The sequence below is a fragment of the Burkholderia sp. PAMC 28687 genome, assembly GCF_001577465.1.
Taxonomy (GTDB): domain Bacteria; phylum Pseudomonadota; class Gammaproteobacteria; order Burkholderiales; family Burkholderiaceae; genus Caballeronia.
Genome location: NZ_CP014506.1, coordinates 957,457 through 973,558 on the forward strand (window position 1 = coordinate 957,457; position 16,102 = coordinate 973,558).

Genomic DNA, 16,102 nt, shown 5'->3' on the forward strand with positions numbered 1-16,102 from the left:
GTTTGATCCACGGGTTTATCGGCAACCATACGCGCAGCCGCAATTCAACAAACGCTGGAGCAGTTCTTCGATGTCCCTGAATTTTGCACCCATTGTTCATCAATGGCCTTATCTGCTTGGCGGCGCGTGGCTGAGCCTGCAGATCGCCGTGCTCGCGTTCGCGATGGGCATGGCGATCGGCCTCGTCTGCGCCGCCATGCTGCGTTATGGCACGCCGTGGCTGCGCGGCATCGTTCGCGGGTATGTGATTTTTGCGACCAACACACCGCAGCTCGTCCAGATTTTCTTTTTGTTTTTCGCATTGCCGGAAATCGGCGTGACCTTGTCGCCGTTCACCGCCGTTCTGATTGGCGCGACCTTCAATGCCGGCGCATATCTCTGCGAGATCCAGCGTGCAGGCTTTGAATCGGTGAGGCACATGGAGGTGGAGGCGGCCGAAGTGCTCGGCTTTTCGACCGCGCAGATCGTGCGCTACGTCATCGGTCCTCACGTCATGAAGGTCATGTTTGCGCCGCTCTCAAATCAGTTCATCGTGATGACGCTCGGGACGTCCATGGCATCCGTCTTCGGTGTCGAGGAACTCACCGGGCGCACCTTCAACCTGAGTTCGCAGACGTATCTGTCAGTCGAGTCGTTCAGCGTCGCTGCGCTCTTGTACATCGTTATTACACTGATCGCCACTTTCGCCCTGGTGATGATCGGACGGCACCTGTGCCGCGCCAAAATCAAGGTCTTCTGATGTTCGCTTCTCCACAGGCCGAAATAGCGCAGCTTTTTTCCTATTACAACCTGCTCCTGCTGGCCCAGGGTCTGGCCGCGACCTTCGTGCTCTCGGCAATCGGGTGTCTGGCGGGATTTTCGGTCGGCTTCGTCGTCGCGGTCATTCGCGTGACGCGTGCGCGCGCGGCCGCCCCCTTGCGATGGATCGCCTTCGCCTACTGCTTCCTGTTTCGGCGCGTACCGTTTCTCGTGACCCTCATGCTGGTGTTCTACGCCAGCCAGTCTTCCGGTGCGAAGCTGTCCACGTTTGCCGTGGCGCTGGTGAGCGTGTGCCTGATTGCATCTGCGTATCTCGGCGAAATCATCCGCAGCGGGCTCGAGTCGGTACACAAAAACCAATGGGACGCGGCACTGACGCTGAACTTCTCGTTCTTCAAAACGTTGCGATTCGTGATCGTGCCGCAGGCATGGCGCGTCGTGGTGCCGCCAACCTTCGGTTTTTTTGTCATGTTCATCAAGGACACCGCGCTCGCGTCACAGATCAGCGTGATGGAGCTGACATCGGCGGGAAAAGTGCTTACGAACAAGGGCTTTTCTTCGTGGCTTGTGTATGGCACCGTCCTGATCCTTTATTTTGCACTGTCATATCCGCTTTCACGGATCGGCAAACGTCTGGAGAGAAAACTTGCCGCAACTCGAAATCGTTGATCTGAAGGCTTCGTACGGACCGCATACCGTGCTCGAGCGCATCAATCTCTCGGTGGAGAAAGGGGAGATCGTGAGCTTGATCGGGCCGTCGGGCTCGGGCAAGAGCACCTTGCTGCGAGTGCTGATGGGGTTGTTGCCGCCGGAGCACGGCACGGTTCGCATCAACGGGCAGCTCGTGAACTATGCCGACAAGACGACGGTGCGCGCGTTGCGGGCCGAGATCGCAATCGTGTTCCAGCAATACAACCTGTTTCAGAACATGACCGTGCTCGAGAACGTGATGATCACGCCGCTCAAGATCAAGCGCTGGCCGAAGCAGGAAGTCGAGGAAAACGCGGTCCGCCTGCTCACGCGCGTGGGGCTTGGCCACAGGCTCAAGGCCTATCCCGACGAGCTGTCGGGCGGGCAGCAACAGCGTGTCGCGATTGCGCGCGCGCTTGCGCTCAAACCCAACGTGTTGTTCCTCGACGAAGTCACCGCCGCGCTCGACCCCGAACTCGTCAACGAAGTGCTCGATACCATTCGCGCGCTGGCGCTGGAGGGCATCACGCTTTTCATCGTGTCGCATGAAATGAGTTTCGTGCGCGAGGTATCGTCGAAAGTCGTGTTCATGGCCGGTGGGCACGTGATAGAAACAGGATCCCCGAAGGAAATCTTCGATACACCACGAGAAACCCGCACGCGGGAATTCGTGAGCAAGATACTGCGCCATTGATAGTCATTGCGTCCCTTACCCATGCACCTTCGCCAGACAACATGAGCTCAGACACTCTCAACGCGGCGCTGCTTGCGCAGATCGACCAGCACTTCGACCATGAAGTTTCGTTTCTCTCTGCGCTCGTACGCAAGCCTTCCGACAACCCGCCCGGCGACTGCGCCGGACACGCCGAAATGGCCGCGCTCGCGCTGGAATCATTCGGCTTCGAGGTTGAACGTCACCCCGTACCGCAAGCCGATGTGACGCGCGCCGGCATGATCAGCGCGACGAATCTCGTGGTGCGGCATCGCTTTGGCGACGGCCCTGTGATCGCGCTGAATGCGCATGGCGATGTGGTGCCTCCCGGCGATGGCTGGAGCGCCGATCCATACGGCGCCGAAATCCGCGACGGCTGGATGATCGGGCGCGGCGCGGCGGTATCGAAGTCGGATTTCGCGACTTATGCGTTCGCGTTGAAGGCGTTGATCGACAGTCATGCGACGCTTGCCGGCACCGTCGAGTTGCACCTCACCTACGACGAAGAAAGCGGCGGCCTGATCGGTCCGGCATGGTTGCTTGCGCAAGGTATCGTCAAGCCTGATTATGCGATCTGCGCGGGATTCTCTTATGCGATCACGACCGCGCACAACGGCGCGATCCACCTGGAAGTGACCGTGCGCGGCAAGTCCGCGCACGCCGCGCGCCCCGACACCGGGCACGATGCCCTCGAAGCTGCAACGGCCGTGCTCAACGCGCTGTACAAACACCGGGAAGCGTTGAAACTGATCCGCTCGGCTACAGAGGGGATCGAGCATCCGACGCTCGTGGTCGGGCTGATAGAAGGGGGGATCAATACAAATGTCGTGCCCGACAAGGTGACGTTGCGCCTCGATCGCCGGGTGATTCCCGAGGAGACGTCGCGCGCTGTCGTGCCGCAGCTCACCGCGTTGATCGAGGCATCGGTTGCGGGATACGAGGGCATTTCAGTCGATGTCCGCGAAATCCTCGTCACGTCGCCGTTGCGGGCGATCGAGGGTGCCGAGCGCTTGTCGGCGGCGCTACAACGCGCCGCCCGGCAAACGCTTTCCCGCGATATCCCGACCGAGGGCGTGCCGCTTTATACCGACGCCCGGCTGTACTGCGAGGCCGGTGTTCCCACTGTCATCTACGGCGCGGGACCGCGCACGCTGCTCGAGGCGAACGGGCATCGCGCAGACGAGCGTGTGGCGCTCGAAGACCTTCGCGTGGCGACGAAGACCATCGCGCTCGCGCTTGCGGATCTTCTCGCGCCAGCATGATTGATCACGCGCCGCTGTCCTGACTCAAACGGTCGAGGACGTAGCGGCGCAGATTCTGCAAATGCGTGCGAACCGCTGCGCGAGCCGCTTCGGTGTTGTCGGCCAGATACGCTTCGAGGATCGCGAGATGTTCTGAGCGGTCTTCTTCAATGCGATTGAACGGCGTGGTCAGTTCGAACAGGCGGCTGTTCGTGCGCACGATTTCAATGGTACGGGCGAGCACGTCATTGCCGCTCGCCTGCGCCATCATGGTGTGGACCTGATCGTCGACTTGCCAGTGCTCCTGTTCCTGGTGACCGCTGCGCAGCGCCTTGACCTTCTTGATCAACTGCTGGATCAGTTTTTTCTCGATCTTGCCGATCGCAAGGCCGATTGCTTCCGCTTCCAGCAGCTCGCGCACTTTCATGGCCTGGAAATATTCCTGGGCACTGACGAACCGCACCGAATACGAGCGGGCTCCCGCTCTTGCCAGCAACCCTTCGCCTTCGAGACGCAGCAGTGCTTCGCGCATGGGCGTGCGGGAAATGTTGAGCTCTTCGGCAAGGCGTCCCTCGACGACTGCGCCGCCACTGCGCAAGGCTTTGTCGAGAATCATCCGGCGCAAAGTCTGGTACGCCAGTTCGCCCAGTTTCTCTGGATTCGTTTGTAATGACGATGTCAATTTTTTCAGCGCTCGAGAACGTATCGGTATACGTATTGTATGCGATACAAGCACGAGATTAAATCTAGCGGCATGCGCGGCTTTTCTCCAAGTAGACGGGATTGCTCGTCGTATTCTTCGCGGATTTCATGAGAAAGCTAGGTGTTTCCCCGAGCATGCCCAGAGGTGGGGGTCATGCCGGTTGGTAAGGTTTCGTCATTTCACCGAAGATGTGATTGGCCAGTGCGAAATGTTCTCAAGCCCCTACGGGAAAGCGTTACAGCGATCCAGAAATGCCGCCTGCGCCCTCCGAAAGCCACTCCGGGCATTTCGATGAATGCCATTTCGGAATCATGTCAGTACTAAACGTCGCTTGTTGCAGACCTCTGTAGATAGCCATAATTTTCGCAAGGTCCGAACGGATCGCTGCACATCCAATGGCATTTACAGGAGTCGAAGCATGGTTCAACGATATCAACTGTTCATCGACAACGAATGGGTCGACCCGGCGAGCGATACGTGGTTCGACTCGCTCGATCCATTTTCGGGTGAACCGTGGGCGGAGATTCCACGCGCGAATGAAGCCGATGTCAGCCGTGCGGTCGAGGCCGCCTCGGCCGCACTCGATGGTCCGTGGGGCCACATGTCGGCGACGGATCGCGGCCTGCTGCTGCACAAGCTCGGCGCGCTCATCGAACAGCATGCGGACACGCTGACCGAAGTCGAAAGCCGGGATAACGGCAAGCTGCGCAGCGAAGTGGGCGGGCAGGTCCGCTACATGGCGAAATACTTCTACTACTATGGCGGCCTCGCGGACAAGATCCAGGGCGCCGTCATCCCCATGGACAAGCCGAAGGTATTCAACTACACCCGCTATGAGCCGCTCGGCGTGGTGGCGACCATCACGCCGTGGAACTCCTCGCTGTTGCTCACCTCCTGGAAGCTGGCACCCGCTTTGTGCGCCGGGAATACGGTGATCGCGAAGCCGTCCGAATACACCTCGGCCTCGCTCTTCGAACTTGCAAAGCTCTTTGTGGAAGCCGGTTTCCCGCCAGGCGTGTTCAACGTGCTGACTGGCTTCGGCAAGGAAGTGGGTGAGCCGCTCGTGATTCACCCGAAGGTCGCACGCATTGCGTTCACCGGCGGCGATGCGGGAGGCAAGGCCGTCAACGTGCTCGGCGCACAGCACTTCAAGCGCGTCTCGCTCGAACTGGGCGGCAAGTCCCCCAACATCATCTTCGAGGACGCCGATCTCACCCGCGCGGCCAACGGCGTGATCACCGGCATTTTCTCCGCAGGCGGTCAGACCTGCATGGCGGGCTCGCGCCTGCTGCTTCAGGAAAGCATCCATGATGAATTCGTCGAGCGCCTGATAGCGATCAGCAGCAAGGCGAAGCTCGGCGATCCGTCGCTGCCCGACGTGCAGGTAGGACCGGTCGCGACCAGGCCGCAGTTCGACAAGGTCATGGAGTACATCGGCATTGCGAAAGCGGAGGGCGCGCGCTGCGTGTTCGGCGGCAATTCGCGTTCGGGCGAAGGTTTCGGCGCCGGCCAGTTCGTTGAGCCGACCATCTTCGTCGATGTGGACAACAGCATGCGCATCGCGCAGGAGGAAGTCTTCGGAGCGGTGCTCTCGGTGATCAAGTTCAAGGACGAGGAAGATGCAATCCGCATCGCCAACGATATTCGCTTCGGCCTTGCATCTGGTGTGTGGACAAAGAGCCTGCACCGCGCGATGTACATGTCCGAGCGCCTCAAGGCCGGCACCGTGTGGGTGAACAACTACCGGTCGACGAGTTTCACGACGCCGTTCGGCGGCTACAAGCATAGCGGTATTGGCCGGGAGGGCGGGATCGAGGCAGTGAAGGAATATCTCGAGACCAAGAGCGTATGGATCTCAACGGATCTCGACATGCCTGATCCGTTCGTCCGCAAGTATTGAGCGTTGGCGAAGTCGCACTGAGCAGGCCGGACCCCCAAGCGGGGACGTCTCGCACGAACGATGGAGAGGGAGACAGCGATGGATAAGACGATCGGGCAGCAACGCTTCGACGTAGTGGTGATCGGCAGCGGCATAGCGGGTTTGTCGGCGGCGGTGGCGGCAGCGAACGCGGGTGCGAAGGTGGCGATTGTCGAGCGCGCGAACGAAGAGGAATACGGCGGCAACACGCGCTGGACCGAGGCGTACTTCCGGATGAAGAGCGAAAGCGAAGTGAGCGATGACTTCGAAGAACGCCTCATCTCGAATGCGGGGGACAACCTCGATCCGAATATCGTCGAAGCAATGGGCGGAGAGTACGCAACATGGCCGCCCTATGTGAAGGCGCACGGCATGCCGGATCCAGAACTGGTGTTCGCATTGTCGAGCCATGCGGGCCCCACGGTAGCCTGGCTGCGCACGTTCGGCATTCGCTTCGATACCTTGCCGACTTACTTCGTCACAGCCGCAGCGCCGCGCCTGATGCCCGTCGGCGGAGGCCTTGCGATGATCGAGGCGCTGCTCGTGCAGGCGAAAAAACTCGGCGTGGAGGTGTTCTACCGCACCACGGCGCGCCATCTCGCGCGTGAAAACAGCCATGGTGACATGAGCCTCCAGGCGACCGGGCCCGAAGGGCAGGCGCTTGAGTTCGACGCGCGCTCCGTGATCGTTGCGTCGGGCGGTTTCCAGGGCAATCCGGAAATGATGACGCGTTATCTCGGACAAGCGGCCAGGTTCGTGCGGCCGGTTGCACGCGGCGGGTACTACAACAAGGGCGAGGGCATTCAGATGGCGCTTGCGGCTGGTGCAGCGCCCGCCGGAGATTTTGGCTCTTATCATGCGGAGCCGCTTGACCCGCGTTCAGGCGCGACCGAGGCGCTGGTCATGAATTTTTCCTACGGTATCCTGATCAACCTGCTTGGAAAGCGCTTCGTCGACGAAGCCCCTGGTCCTGTCGATGTTCACTACGACCACATCTCCCGGGCGTTCGGCGAGCAGCCGAAGGGCAAGGTGTATGTGGTGTTCGACAAGCGCATTGACGACGTGCCGAACTGGAAGCGCAGCATCCGGACCGACCAGCATGTGATCCAGGCCGAGTCTCTCGAAGCGTTGGCCGAAGGCTGCGAGCTGCCGGTGGACGCGTTCATGAAGACTGTCCGCGAGTACAACGCCGCCTGTCCTGAAGGCAGATTCTCGCCGCTCGAAGTCGACGGGCTCGCGACACAAGGCCTCGAGATTCCGAAGTCGAACTGGTCGCGTCCGATCGCCACGGGGCCATTCTTCGCGTACCCGATCATTCCGGGCATCTGCTTCACCTACGGCGGCGTGAAGACGAACACGAGCGCACAGGTCATCGACGCCGACGGCCGTCCAATCCCCGGTCTTTATGCAGCAGGTGAGGCGGCCGGACTTTACTACCAGGTGTACACCGGCGCGACGTCCGTCATGCGCGGCGCCGTGTTCGGCAAGATCGCGGGCGAACATGCTGCGGCGCGTTCTTCGTCACATGCGTCGGCGAACGGGACGTAGCGTCCAGGCGCCGGTTGAAAGCGTGGAACATCCGACATAAGAGCGCCCTGCGAGGCGAGCAAGAATCAACGGAGACTAAGATGAAAGCGGTAAGGAAACATTGCGTGATCGGGGCGGCGTTGAGTACGGCTGCACTTGGACTCTTCAGCGCGGCAGCCATTGCACAGCAGCCGGGAATTTCCGACGATGTCGTGCGCATTGGCGTGCTGACCGACATGAGCGGCACGTTTTCGGATTTCGCCGGCAAAGGCGCCGTGGAGGCGGTCAAGATGGCGGTGGAAGACTTCGGCGGCAAGGTCAACGGCAAGCCGATCGAGGTCATCTCGGCGGATCACCAGAACAAGGCCGACATTGCCGCGAGCACTGCGCGCGAATGGATCGACCAGAAGCACGTGGACATGCTCGCCGACAATTCCGGCTCGGCAACGGCGCTCGCGACCATCAAGATCGCCAACGATAAAAAACGCATCGCGATCGTCACGGGCGCGGGAACCACGCGCATCACCAACGAGGACTGCACGCCTTACAGCCTGCACTACAACCACGACACCGCGTCGCTTGCAAACGTCGCGGGCAAGTACATCGTCAAGCAGGGCGGCGACACCTGGTTTTTCCTCACGGCCGACTATTCGTTCGGTTATTCGCTGCAAAGCGATACCTCTGCCGTCATCACGGCGAACGGCGGCAAGGTCGTGGGCTCGGTCAAGCACCCGTTCAACGCGTCGGATTTCTCGTCGTTCATGGTGCAGGCGCAGGGGAGCCACGCGAAGATCATCGGCCTGGCGAATGCTGGCTCGGACACGATCAACGCAATCAAGTCGGCGCGCGAGTTCGGCCTGCTCGGCGCGGGCAAGCAGCAACTCGCCGGATTGCTCGTGCTGATCACGGACGTCCATGCGCTTGGCCTGAACACCGCTCAAGGCTTGTACATCACTGAGGGCTGGTACTGGGATCTCAACGACGAGACGCGCAAATGGTCTGCGCGCTTCTACAAGCGCATGGGCAAGATGCCTTCGGCGATCCAGGCAGCCGATTATTCGTCGACGCTGCACTACCTCGAAGCCATCAAGGCGACTGGAACCGATGACTCGGCCACTGTCATCAAGAAGATGGAAGAGACGCCCGTCAACGACATGTACACGAAAAACGGCGTGATCCGCAAGGACGGTCTGCTCGTGCACGACATGTACCTGATGCAGGTGAAGACGCCGGCCGAGTCGAAGAAACCCTGGGATTACTACAACGTGAGAGAGGTCGTTCCGGGTAACGAAGCGTATCCGTCGATAGCGAAGGGCAGTTGCACCTTCGCCAAGCAGTAGGCGAGATGCGTGCTCATCGCGCGAGCACAGCCATGCGTCGGTCCGAGACAGGCTCGGCGACTCAGGTAACCGGGTCGCCTCGCCGGCTGGTGTAAACTTGATCGGTACATTGGGCGACTCGGTCACCACCGTCACGGGGTTCGTCTTTATCGACTGCGTGCTTGCGCAACGGCCTTGTCGAAGAGACCATCCGGCAGGGAAGCAATGCGCAGAAAAATTCCGAGCACCAGCATGTTGATTGCGTTCGAATCCGCGGCGCGTCATCTGAGTTTTACCCGTGCAGCAGACGAATTGGCTGTGACCGAGAGCGCGGTCAGCAGAAAGATTGCACTGCTGGAGGAGTACCTCGCAGTTCAGCTCTTCAGTCGCGTCAAGCGCCGTCTTCAACTCACCGATGCAGGAAAGACCTACAGTGCTCTCGTGCAGCAAAGTCTCGACAAGCTCGAGATGGACACGACGCTCGCGATGGGCTACGACACGGGGCGTATCGCGCTCGAGCTGGCGGTGCTGCCAACGTTCGCGCTGAAGTGGCTGATGCCGCGTCTGGGGGAGTTTTCGGCCCTGCATCCAGATATCACCATCAACGTCACCGCGCGTGAAGAACCATTTCTTTTTTCCGAAGAGGCGTTCGACGCCACCATCCATTTCGACCACCCCGTCTGGGCGAATGCAACCACGACCTATCTTTTCACCGAAGAGCTGATTCCCGTGTGCAGTCCCGACCTGATCGGCGGACTGAAGTGCGGCGGCCCCTCTGATCTCTTCGATTTTGTGCTCATGCACAAGACGGGCAGGCCCGAAGCCTGGTCCCGATGGTTCGAGCTGGCGGGTGCGCCGAATTCGAAGGCGTTGCGCGGCCCGCGCTTCAGCATGTATGCATTGTTGATCGAAGCAGCTCGCGCAAGGGTTGGCGTCGCGCTGGTGCCGCGCACCTATGTTCAGGGGGAGCTTGCCGCTGGCGCCTTGACCGTGCCCTGGGAGATGCTGGTGCCGGGTGCCAAAGACTATTATTTCGTCGTGCCGGAGCAGAAGCAGGCATCGCCGGCAATTCGCGCCTTTCGGGACTGGCTGCTTGAAGCGTCAAAGCATTATCGCGATGAAGCCGACAATACCGGCAGCGCATGAGTGTTCGCCGCGCAACGCGCGGACCTAAGCAGGCTCGAACGGTCCGGCCTCCCGGCTGGCCATCAGCGTGATCCATTGCTCGAATGCCATGACGGCGTCATCGCCGACGCGATCGGCATTGACCACCAGCGTGTAGTCGGGGGCGCGCCACGTCGGCGCCGCAATCGGACACACGAGGCGCCCCGAGGCAATATCGCGCCCTATCAGCGGCAGCGACGCCAGCGTTACCCCCAAGCCCTCCACGGCGGCGGCAAGCTGGAGGTTCACGTGGTCGAACTCGGCATGACCGGCGGCCCGCAGGTCGGGCGCACCGGCTTCCCGAAGCCAGTGCGACCATGCTGTGCGTGTGCTGGCGGAATGCAGCAGGGTTTGATGGCGCAGGTCTGCCACGGCTTTTATCGGGCGCTGGCGCAGCAGTGCAGGGCTGCAGGCGGGCAGACGCAAGTCTGCCATCAGCGTGCGCGACACGACGCCGGCGCCTTGCTCGGGTCCGGAGCGAACCCCGATGTCGAAGGCACCGCCGACATAGCGCAACTTGCGCGACGTGGTCGACACCCGCACCTCGATGTCCGGGAAACGCGCCTGAAAGTCTGCGAGGCGCGGCAGCAGCCAGCACAGCGCGAAACTCGCCAGCACGTTCACACGCACGATGCCCGACACCCGGCGCGTAAATTCGTCGTGGCGCAGGCGCGCCGCCGCGCTGCCCAGGCGCTCGAACGCGGTGGTCACATCGTTCAGGAGCGCAGCGCCTTCGTCAGTAAGGACCACGCCGCGCGGACGGCGCTCGAACAGCGGCAAGCCGAACCAGTCCTCCAGCATCCTGATCTGCTTTCCGACGGCCCAGTGCGTGACGTGCAATTCAGTCGCGGCGCCGGCAAAGCTGCCGTGCCGGGCTACCGCTTCGAAGTTGCGCAACCCGTTGAGCGGCGGCAGCTTGTCCCGGTCCTTCGCAGGGTCTGTGTCTCTAGCCATGACGTGACTTTTTCTCTCCGTTGACGCGATATTAGCTCAATTGAATGCACGATTGTCCGGACATAAAATTGCCATATGGAGCCAGAACGCGCCACGGCACCTCGCCTTGGCGGGTCGCCTGGCAACAAGAGGATTGTTATGCGCTTGCCCGTTTTTTCCCCGTCGCCCGCACACCAAGTTGATTCAGCCGGCCAGCCGCTCGCGCCGCCAAAGTCGCGCGTGCTATGGCTCTCATGTGTCGCTCACGCCATGCACGATGGCTACACCGACATGATCTATGCGTTGCTCCCTGTCTGGCAGTCCGACTTTGGTCTTGATTTCGCCGCCCTCGCCATCCTGCGCGGTATCTATGCCGGCACGATGGCCACGCTCCAATTGCCGGCCGGACGCCTGGCGCAGTGGCTGGGCAGCCGGGCCACGCTGGCCCTCGGTACGTTGTTGGCCGCGCTTGGCTATGCGGTTGCCGGCATGTCGGGCGGCCTGCTCGGCCTGTGCGTGGCCTTGGCGATCTCGGGCAGCGGCTCGAGCACGCAACACCCGATCGCCTCGGGCGCCGTCTCGCGTACCTACGGTCGCAATGCCAGAGGAGCGCTTAGCATCTACAATTTCTCCGGAGACCTCGGCAAATCGGCGCTGCCGGCTGCCATTTCGCTGCTCGTGACCATGATGCCGTGGCGTCATGCGTTGTGGATCGTGTCCGCATTGGGCTGCGTGATTGCTGCAGTCATCGCGCTGTTTTTTCCGTCGATACCACGCGCCGCACCCGTGGACGCCGATGCGCCCGGCCACGGGCGCAACAACGCGGGAACGGGCTTTCCGATGCTGCTCGCGATTGGCGTGCTCGATACGGCCGTGCGCATGGGCCTGCTCACTTTCTTGCCGTTCTTGCTCAAGGCAAAAGGCGTCTCACCGTCGATGGTGGGGACCGCGCTGGCACTGGTCTTCATAGGTGGTGCTGCCGGCAAGTTCGCTTGCGGCTGGCTTGGCGCACGCATGGGTGTGATAGGTACGGTGCTGATCACCGAGGGCGGCACGGCGGCCTGCATCGTCGCGGTGATGTTTTTGCCACTGGCGCTCACCATGGTGCTGCTGCCGTTCCTGGGCATGATGCTCAACGGAACGTCTTCCGTGCTTTATGGAACAGTTCCGGAAATGGCGGCTCCCGAGCGCACTGAGCGCGCCTTCGCGTTGTTCTATACGGGAACGATAGCGTCCGGTACGATTTCACCGGTCATCTATGGTTTTCTTGGCGACAGGATCGGTGTACACGGCGCCACTTTCGCCACGGCTCTGACCGCGTTGGCGATCTTTCCGCTGGCGATCATGCTGCGCTCGCATCTGTCGCCTGAGGAAAGACCGTAAGCGCGCAGGCTGGCGCGGCGAACCTTATCGGGCATGTCCAATGCATGACAAGCATTCAATTCATCAAGCGGTTGTAAGTGTGCGGAGTAAACGAATTTCAGAATGGCGAGTCTGACAGGCAATCCCATCCTGATTACCTGCCTGCCGATGAAATGTGCTGTTGAACTGACCGAAGCGGAGACGAAGACCTTGCAACAACTCTCGCGCAAGCATCCTCATCAAGACTTTCGAACCCGAGGGCTGGGTCTGCTGGAGCTTGGCAGCGGCCGACGGGTTCATGAGATCGCCGTCGAGCTCGATGTGAGCGACAAGTCGGTGTACAACTGGGTGCATTCCTGGAACGACAGGGGCCTGTGTGGTTTGCTGACCGGGCATAAAGGCGGGCGGCCTCGCGCGTTGTCTGATGCCTTGATCGCCACTGCCATCGAAGCGGCCCGCACCGAATCGATGACGCTCAAGCAGATCGCGCTGCGCATTGAGGAGGTGCATGGCCAGCCTTTGCCATGCCGCCTGGAAACGCTGTCGGTGGCGCTCAAGCGCGCGGGGTTTTCCTACAAACGTGGCCGCTACTCGCTCAAAAAAAGCGCGACGAACTGGAGTTCGCCGTGAAAGCAGGCACGCTCTCAAAGTTGCAGCAGGCCGCTCGTGATGGGGCGTGCCGCCTGGTCTACTTTGACCAATCAGGGTTCTGCGCTTCACCGCCGGTGCAACGCGGCTGGTCGCCCATCGGCGAGCCACACCGTGTTGTTCCTCGGCCGCATTGCAGACGCTCGGTCCTCGGCGCATTTGATTTCGGCGCCAACCTTCTGAAGCATGAAGTCAGCAAGGCGACCATCAAACGCCCCGCCGTCGTTGAGTTTCTTGACCAGATCGCGAAGGACGGCTCGCCCGGTCTGATGACGGTGGTCGTCCTCGACAACGCCTCGATTCATCACAACATCGAGCAGGAAACGATCGACCGGTGGTTTCTCGAGCATCGCATGGTGCTCTTCCATCTGCCGCCCTACAGTCCCGAGCTGAACCTGATCGAAATCGTTTGGAAGCATGCAAAGTATCACTGGCGACGTTTCGTTACCTGGACCAAGGAAACCATCGATGCTGAGATCGGCAAACTGCTCGCCGCCTACGGCTCAGAATTTGAAATCCGTTTCGCCTGAACACTTATCGGCCGGCTTGAAGATAGAAAGATGCGTAACTCGGCGAACCGCGAGCAATCGGTTCCATTGGCATCCCGACTTCCAGTCAAGCCACCGACAACTTCCCCGCCGCGACCGGTGCTCCGTCATTTTCCGCGGGTGCAAGCTGTTCCCAGGTGCTATGTACGTGGCGCTGCAGGAATTCGCCCAGCTCTTTGCCGCGTCGCGCGGACAGCAGCTTGATGATGACCTCGTGCTCGTCGATGGCGGTATGCCAGGTCTCGGACGTCACGCTTCCCTGAAACCGGTATCGATACAACTGGCGGTTCAGCCGCTCGTGCATCTGCTGAAGCGTCTCGTTCTTCGCCGCAGCAATGATGCTCCTGTGTATCGCCTGATTCAGGTTGAAGTAGGTTAACCGGTCGCGCCGCTCGTAGGCCGCATGCATCTCATGGTGCAACGCGCGGATTTCCGCCAGTTCGTTTTCCGTTGCGAGACTGCAGGCCCGCTCGCCGCCGAACGCCTCGATCACGCCGAGGACATCGAGTTTCTCGCCGATCTGCTGCGCGCCGAGATCGGCCACCACGGCGCCGCGCTTGGGCAACACCACTACGAGTCCATCTCCCGCCAGTTCCTTCAATGCTTCCCGCAACGGCGTGCGCGACACCTGCAGCCGTTCCGCGAGCGTGCGCTCGCGCAGGCGCTCGCCCGGCTTGAGTTCGTCCGTCGCAATCAACGTGCGCAGGCGCTGCGCGATCTGCTGGGAGAGCAGTTCGTCGACCGGGTCGATGCCCGCGGGGATGTCGTTTTCGTCTTCCTGTTCCAGCGTCATGTTGTACCTGAATGCAAAGCGTCGAGCATGCGAGCAACCAGCCGTCATCTTAGCAGCGGGACGTTTCCGGAATCGCGGAGTGGACGAAAACACATCGTGTATGGTGTAACTTAAATGGTATACCAAAATAACGGGAAAGTTTCACGTCGTGGTCTATCCGCAAGTTAGACGTGGACATGACACCATGTTTTTCATGAGAAAATCGTTTCAAAAAATAATATAAATAATTGAATATGTTGATTACTTATTTATTAGACCGTACCTAAATCGGTTCAAATCGCTCCTGTGGCAATCACCTATGATAGGGTAAATACCATCTTATTTGGTATACCAAAATTTAGTTACTCTCTACCCATCATCTCAAAAACCGGCGATTTGCCTGACTCGGGACCCTCAATGCAGTCGATGTTTCACCCTCTGGTCGCACCCGTCATCACGCTCGTCCTGCTGATCCTGCTCATCACTCGCGTCAAGTTGCATCCCTTTCTGGCACTGATTCTTGCATCGGCGTTTCTGGGTGTATCGGCGGGACTGGCGCCGACGGCCGTAATCAGGAGCTTCGAGAAGGGCTTCGGCTCCATATTGAGTTCGGTCGGTCTCGTGGTGGGGCTCGGCACCATGCTCGGTGGCCTGCTGCTCGAGTCGGGCGGCGCGGACCGCATTGCAAATACGTTCATTGGCCTCGGCTCGAAACGCTGGATTCCAGCGGCAATTTGCGCGGCGTCGCTGCTGATCGGTCTGCCTCATCTCTTCGATGTCAGCTTCGTGATGCTCGTGCCGCTCGTCTACGCTATAGCCAACCGCACCAGGAGCCCGCTGCTCGCGATCGGCATTCCGATGGCCGCCGGCCTATATGTCTCGCACGGGCTCTTGCCACCGCATCCGTCGCCCACGCTGGCTTTGGCGGCGCTTCACGCCGACGCCGGCCGCACGATTTTCTACGGGCTGGTGATCGCGGTGCCGATGGCGATTCTCTCCGGGCCGGTCTTCACTTCGTTTGCGATGCGCTTTCTGCCCGTGACGCCTGGAGAGGGCATGTTCAACCCCGGCGCCGCCGCTGCGGACGTCAGCAGGGAAGCGCGTCCGGTTCCTCCATTCGGCCTCGTGCTGGCAACCGTCCTGCTGCCGCCCGTGCTGATGATGATCCGGACCTTCGGCCGAGGCTTCGCGCCCACCGGCACGTTCGCACGCGAAATGCTGGAAACGGTCGGCGACCCCATCGTCTCGTTGCTGATTGCCGTGCTGTTTGCCATCTGGTCGCTAGGTGTGCGCAGCGGGTTGTCGCTGGCTCAGATCCAGAAGCTGCTCGGCAAGAGCGTGGCGCCCGGTGCCGTTGTGATCCTGATCCTCGGAGCGGGCGGCGGCCTCAAGGAAATGCTGCTCGCAACCCATGTGGGCGATGCCATCGCGCACGGTGCGGCGCAGTGGTCCGTCTCTCCGCTGCTGCTTGGCTGGGGTGTTGCCGCGCTGATCCGCATAGCGATCGGTTCCGCGACGGTCGCGACCGCGACAGCGGCCGGGATTGTCGCGCCGATCGCGGCCGCGACACCCGGCGTCAATCTCGAACTGCTGGTGCTTGCAGTCAGCTCGGGCGGCCTGATGTTGTCGCACCTCAACGACTCGGGTTTCTGGCTGTTCAAAGAGTATTTCCGGCTGAGTGTTGGCGACACGCTCAAGACCTGGACGCTGCTGGTCTCTTTTCAGTCACTGCTTGCCCTCGCCATGATCATGCTGCTCAACGCCGTGGTCGGCTGACAGCGCAGTACTTTAATTCCACTACCTTCA

At 60.7% G+C, this 16,102-nt stretch carries 15 protein-coding genes; 12 read left to right on the forward strand and 3 right to left on the reverse strand.

Features of this window, described 5'->3' with window-relative positions:
• Window positions 1–70: 70 nt before the first annotated feature.
• Genes AX768_RS19705 through AX768_RS19720 form a run of 4 tightly spaced genes read left to right on the forward strand, consistent with a single transcriptional unit; the run spans window position 71 to window position 3,423 of the window.
• Complete coding sequence (locus AX768_RS19705) at window positions 71–739, forward strand: amino acid ABC transporter permease (protein ID WP_062001749.1); 669 nt, start codon at window positions 71–73, stop codon at window positions 737–739.
• Complete coding sequence (locus tag AX768_RS19710) at window positions 739–1,428, forward strand: amino acid ABC transporter permease (RefSeq protein WP_062001750.1); 690 nt, start codon at window positions 739–741, stop codon at window positions 1,426–1,428. Before AX768_RS19705 ends, AX768_RS19710 begins: the two co-directional genes overlap by 1 nt.
• Entirely contained in the window at window positions 1,406–2,143 is a 738-nt protein-coding gene (locus tag AX768_RS19715) for an amino acid ABC transporter ATP-binding protein (protein ID WP_062001751.1), read from the forward strand. The genes AX768_RS19710 and AX768_RS19715 overlap by 23 nt, the downstream gene beginning before the upstream one ends.
• Window positions 2,144–2,184: 41 nt before the next feature.
• The gene (locus AX768_RS19720; protein WP_062001752.1) at window positions 2,185–3,423 is read left to right on the forward strand and encodes an ArgE/DapE family deacylase; all 1,239 of its coding nucleotides are present in this window, start codon (window positions 2,185–2,187) and stop codon (window positions 3,421–3,423) included.
• Window positions 3,424–3,427: 4 nt separating this feature from the next.
• On the opposite strand, the gene AX768_RS19725 is transcribed toward AX768_RS19720, so the two are convergent.
• Complete coding sequence (locus AX768_RS19725; protein WP_062001753.1) at window positions 3,428–4,084, reverse strand: GntR family transcriptional regulator; 657 nt, start codon at window positions 4,082–4,084, stop codon at window positions 3,428–3,430.
• Window positions 4,085–4,523: 439 nt separating this feature from the next.
• Between AX768_RS19725 and AX768_RS19730 the strand changes: the two genes are divergently transcribed.
• The 4 genes from AX768_RS19730 to AX768_RS19745 all read left to right on the forward strand — a co-directional run bounded on the left by AX768_RS19730 (window position 4,524) and on the right by AX768_RS19745 (window position 10,015).
• Entirely contained in the window at window positions 4,524–6,005 is a 1,482-nt protein-coding gene (locus AX768_RS19730) for an aldehyde dehydrogenase (RefSeq protein ID WP_062001754.1), read from the forward strand.
• 78 nt (window positions 6,006–6,083) lie between these two features.
• Window positions 6,084–7,571: an FAD-dependent oxidoreductase gene (locus AX768_RS19735; RefSeq protein WP_062001755.1), complete on the forward strand. Its 1,488-nt coding sequence runs from the start codon at window positions 6,084–6,086 to the stop codon at window positions 7,569–7,571.
• 80 nt (window positions 7,572–7,651) lie between these two features.
• Complete coding sequence (locus AX768_RS19740; RefSeq protein WP_062001756.1) at window positions 7,652–8,890, forward strand: ABC transporter substrate-binding protein; 1,239 nt, start codon at window positions 7,652–7,654, stop codon at window positions 8,888–8,890.
• 231 nt (window positions 8,891–9,121) lie between these two features.
• The gene (locus AX768_RS19745) at window positions 9,122–10,015 is read left to right on the forward strand and encodes a LysR substrate-binding domain-containing protein (RefSeq protein ID WP_231941414.1); all 894 of its coding nucleotides are present in this window, start codon (window positions 9,122–9,124) and stop codon (window positions 10,013–10,015) included.
• Between the two features lie 24 nt (window positions 10,016–10,039).
• Here AX768_RS19745 and AX768_RS19750 read toward each other — a convergent pair whose 3' ends face one another.
• Window positions 10,040–10,987 carry a LysR substrate-binding domain-containing protein gene (locus tag AX768_RS19750; RefSeq protein WP_062001758.1) on the reverse strand — a complete coding sequence of 316 codons (948 nt, stop codon included), beginning with the start codon at window positions 10,985–10,987 and terminating at the stop codon, window positions 10,040–10,042.
• Window positions 10,988–11,125: 138 nt separating this feature from the next.
• Here AX768_RS19750 and AX768_RS19755 point away from each other — a divergent pair, with 138 nt between their 5' ends.
• From AX768_RS19755 to AX768_RS19765, 3 genes are all read left to right on the forward strand, one after another.
• Window positions 11,126–12,349: an MFS transporter gene (locus AX768_RS19755; RefSeq protein ID WP_062002351.1), complete on the forward strand. Its 1,224-nt coding sequence runs from the start codon at window positions 11,126–11,128 to the stop codon at window positions 12,347–12,349.
• A 102-nt stretch (window positions 12,350–12,451) separates the two neighbouring features.
• The gene (locus AX768_RS19760; protein ID WP_231941265.1) at window positions 12,452–12,958 is read left to right on the forward strand and encodes a helix-turn-helix domain-containing protein; all 507 of its coding nucleotides are present in this window, start codon (window positions 12,452–12,454) and stop codon (window positions 12,956–12,958) included.
• Complete coding sequence (locus tag AX768_RS19765) at window positions 12,955–13,506, forward strand: IS630 family transposase (protein ID WP_197672636.1); 552 nt, start codon at window positions 12,955–12,957, stop codon at window positions 13,504–13,506. Before AX768_RS19760 ends, AX768_RS19765 begins: the two co-directional genes overlap by 4 nt.
• An 85-nt stretch (window positions 13,507–13,591) precedes the next feature.
• Here the strand turns inward: AX768_RS19765 and AX768_RS19770 are convergent, their stop codons facing one another.
• Window positions 13,592–14,317, reverse strand: coding sequence for a GntR family transcriptional regulator (locus AX768_RS19770; protein ID WP_082778947.1), 726 nt, complete (start codon window positions 14,315–14,317; stop codon window positions 13,592–13,594).
• Between the two features lie 396 nt (window positions 14,318–14,713).
• Between AX768_RS19770 and AX768_RS19775 the strand changes: the two genes are divergently transcribed.
• A complete protein-coding gene (locus AX768_RS19775; RefSeq protein ID WP_062001759.1) occupies window positions 14,714–16,072 on the forward strand; it encodes a GntT/GntP/DsdX family permease in 1,359 nt (452 codons plus the stop codon).
• The last annotated feature ends 30 nt before the right edge of the window (window positions 16,073–16,102 follow it).

Excerpts from the sequence above, each read along its gene's own strand:
- AX768_RS19705 (WP_062001749.1), top strand. The coding sequence starts at position 71 with ATGTCCCTGAATTTTGCACCCATTGTTCATCAATGGCCTTATCTGCTT.
- AX768_RS19740 (WP_062001756.1), top strand. The coding sequence starts at position 7,652 with ATGAAAGCGGTAAGGAAACATTGCGTGATCGGGGCGGCGTTGAGTACG.
- AX768_RS19760 (WP_231941265.1), top strand. The coding sequence starts at position 12,452 with ATGGCGAGTCTGACAGGCAATCCCATCCTGATTACCTGCCTGCCGATG.
- AX768_RS19745 (WP_231941414.1), top strand. The coding sequence starts at position 9,122 with ATGTTGATTGCGTTCGAATCCGCGGCGCGTCATCTGAGTTTTACCCGT.
- AX768_RS19735 (WP_062001755.1), top strand. The coding sequence starts at position 6,084 with ATGGATAAGACGATCGGGCAGCAACGCTTCGACGTAGTGGTGATCGGC.
- AX768_RS19730 (WP_062001754.1), top strand. The coding sequence starts at position 4,524 with ATGGTTCAACGATATCAACTGTTCATCGACAACGAATGGGTCGACCCG.
- AX768_RS19720 (WP_062001752.1), top strand. The coding sequence starts at position 2,185 with ATGAGCTCAGACACTCTCAACGCGGCGCTGCTTGCGCAGATCGACCAG.
- AX768_RS19750 (WP_062001758.1), bottom strand. The coding sequence starts at position 10,987 with ATGGCTAGAGACACAGACCCTGCGAAGGACCGGGACAAGCTGCCGCCG.
- AX768_RS19775 (WP_062001759.1), top strand. The coding sequence starts at position 14,714 with ATGCAGTCGATGTTTCACCCTCTGGTCGCACCCGTCATCACGCTCGTC.
- AX768_RS19755 (WP_062002351.1), top strand. The coding sequence starts at position 11,126 with ATGCGCTTGCCCGTTTTTTCCCCGTCGCCCGCACACCAAGTTGATTCA.
- AX768_RS19710 (WP_062001750.1), top strand. The coding sequence starts at position 739 with ATGTTCGCTTCTCCACAGGCCGAAATAGCGCAGCTTTTTTCCTATTAC.
- AX768_RS19770 (WP_082778947.1), bottom strand. The coding sequence starts at position 14,317 with ATGACGCTGGAACAGGAAGACGAAAACGACATCCCCGCGGGCATCGAC.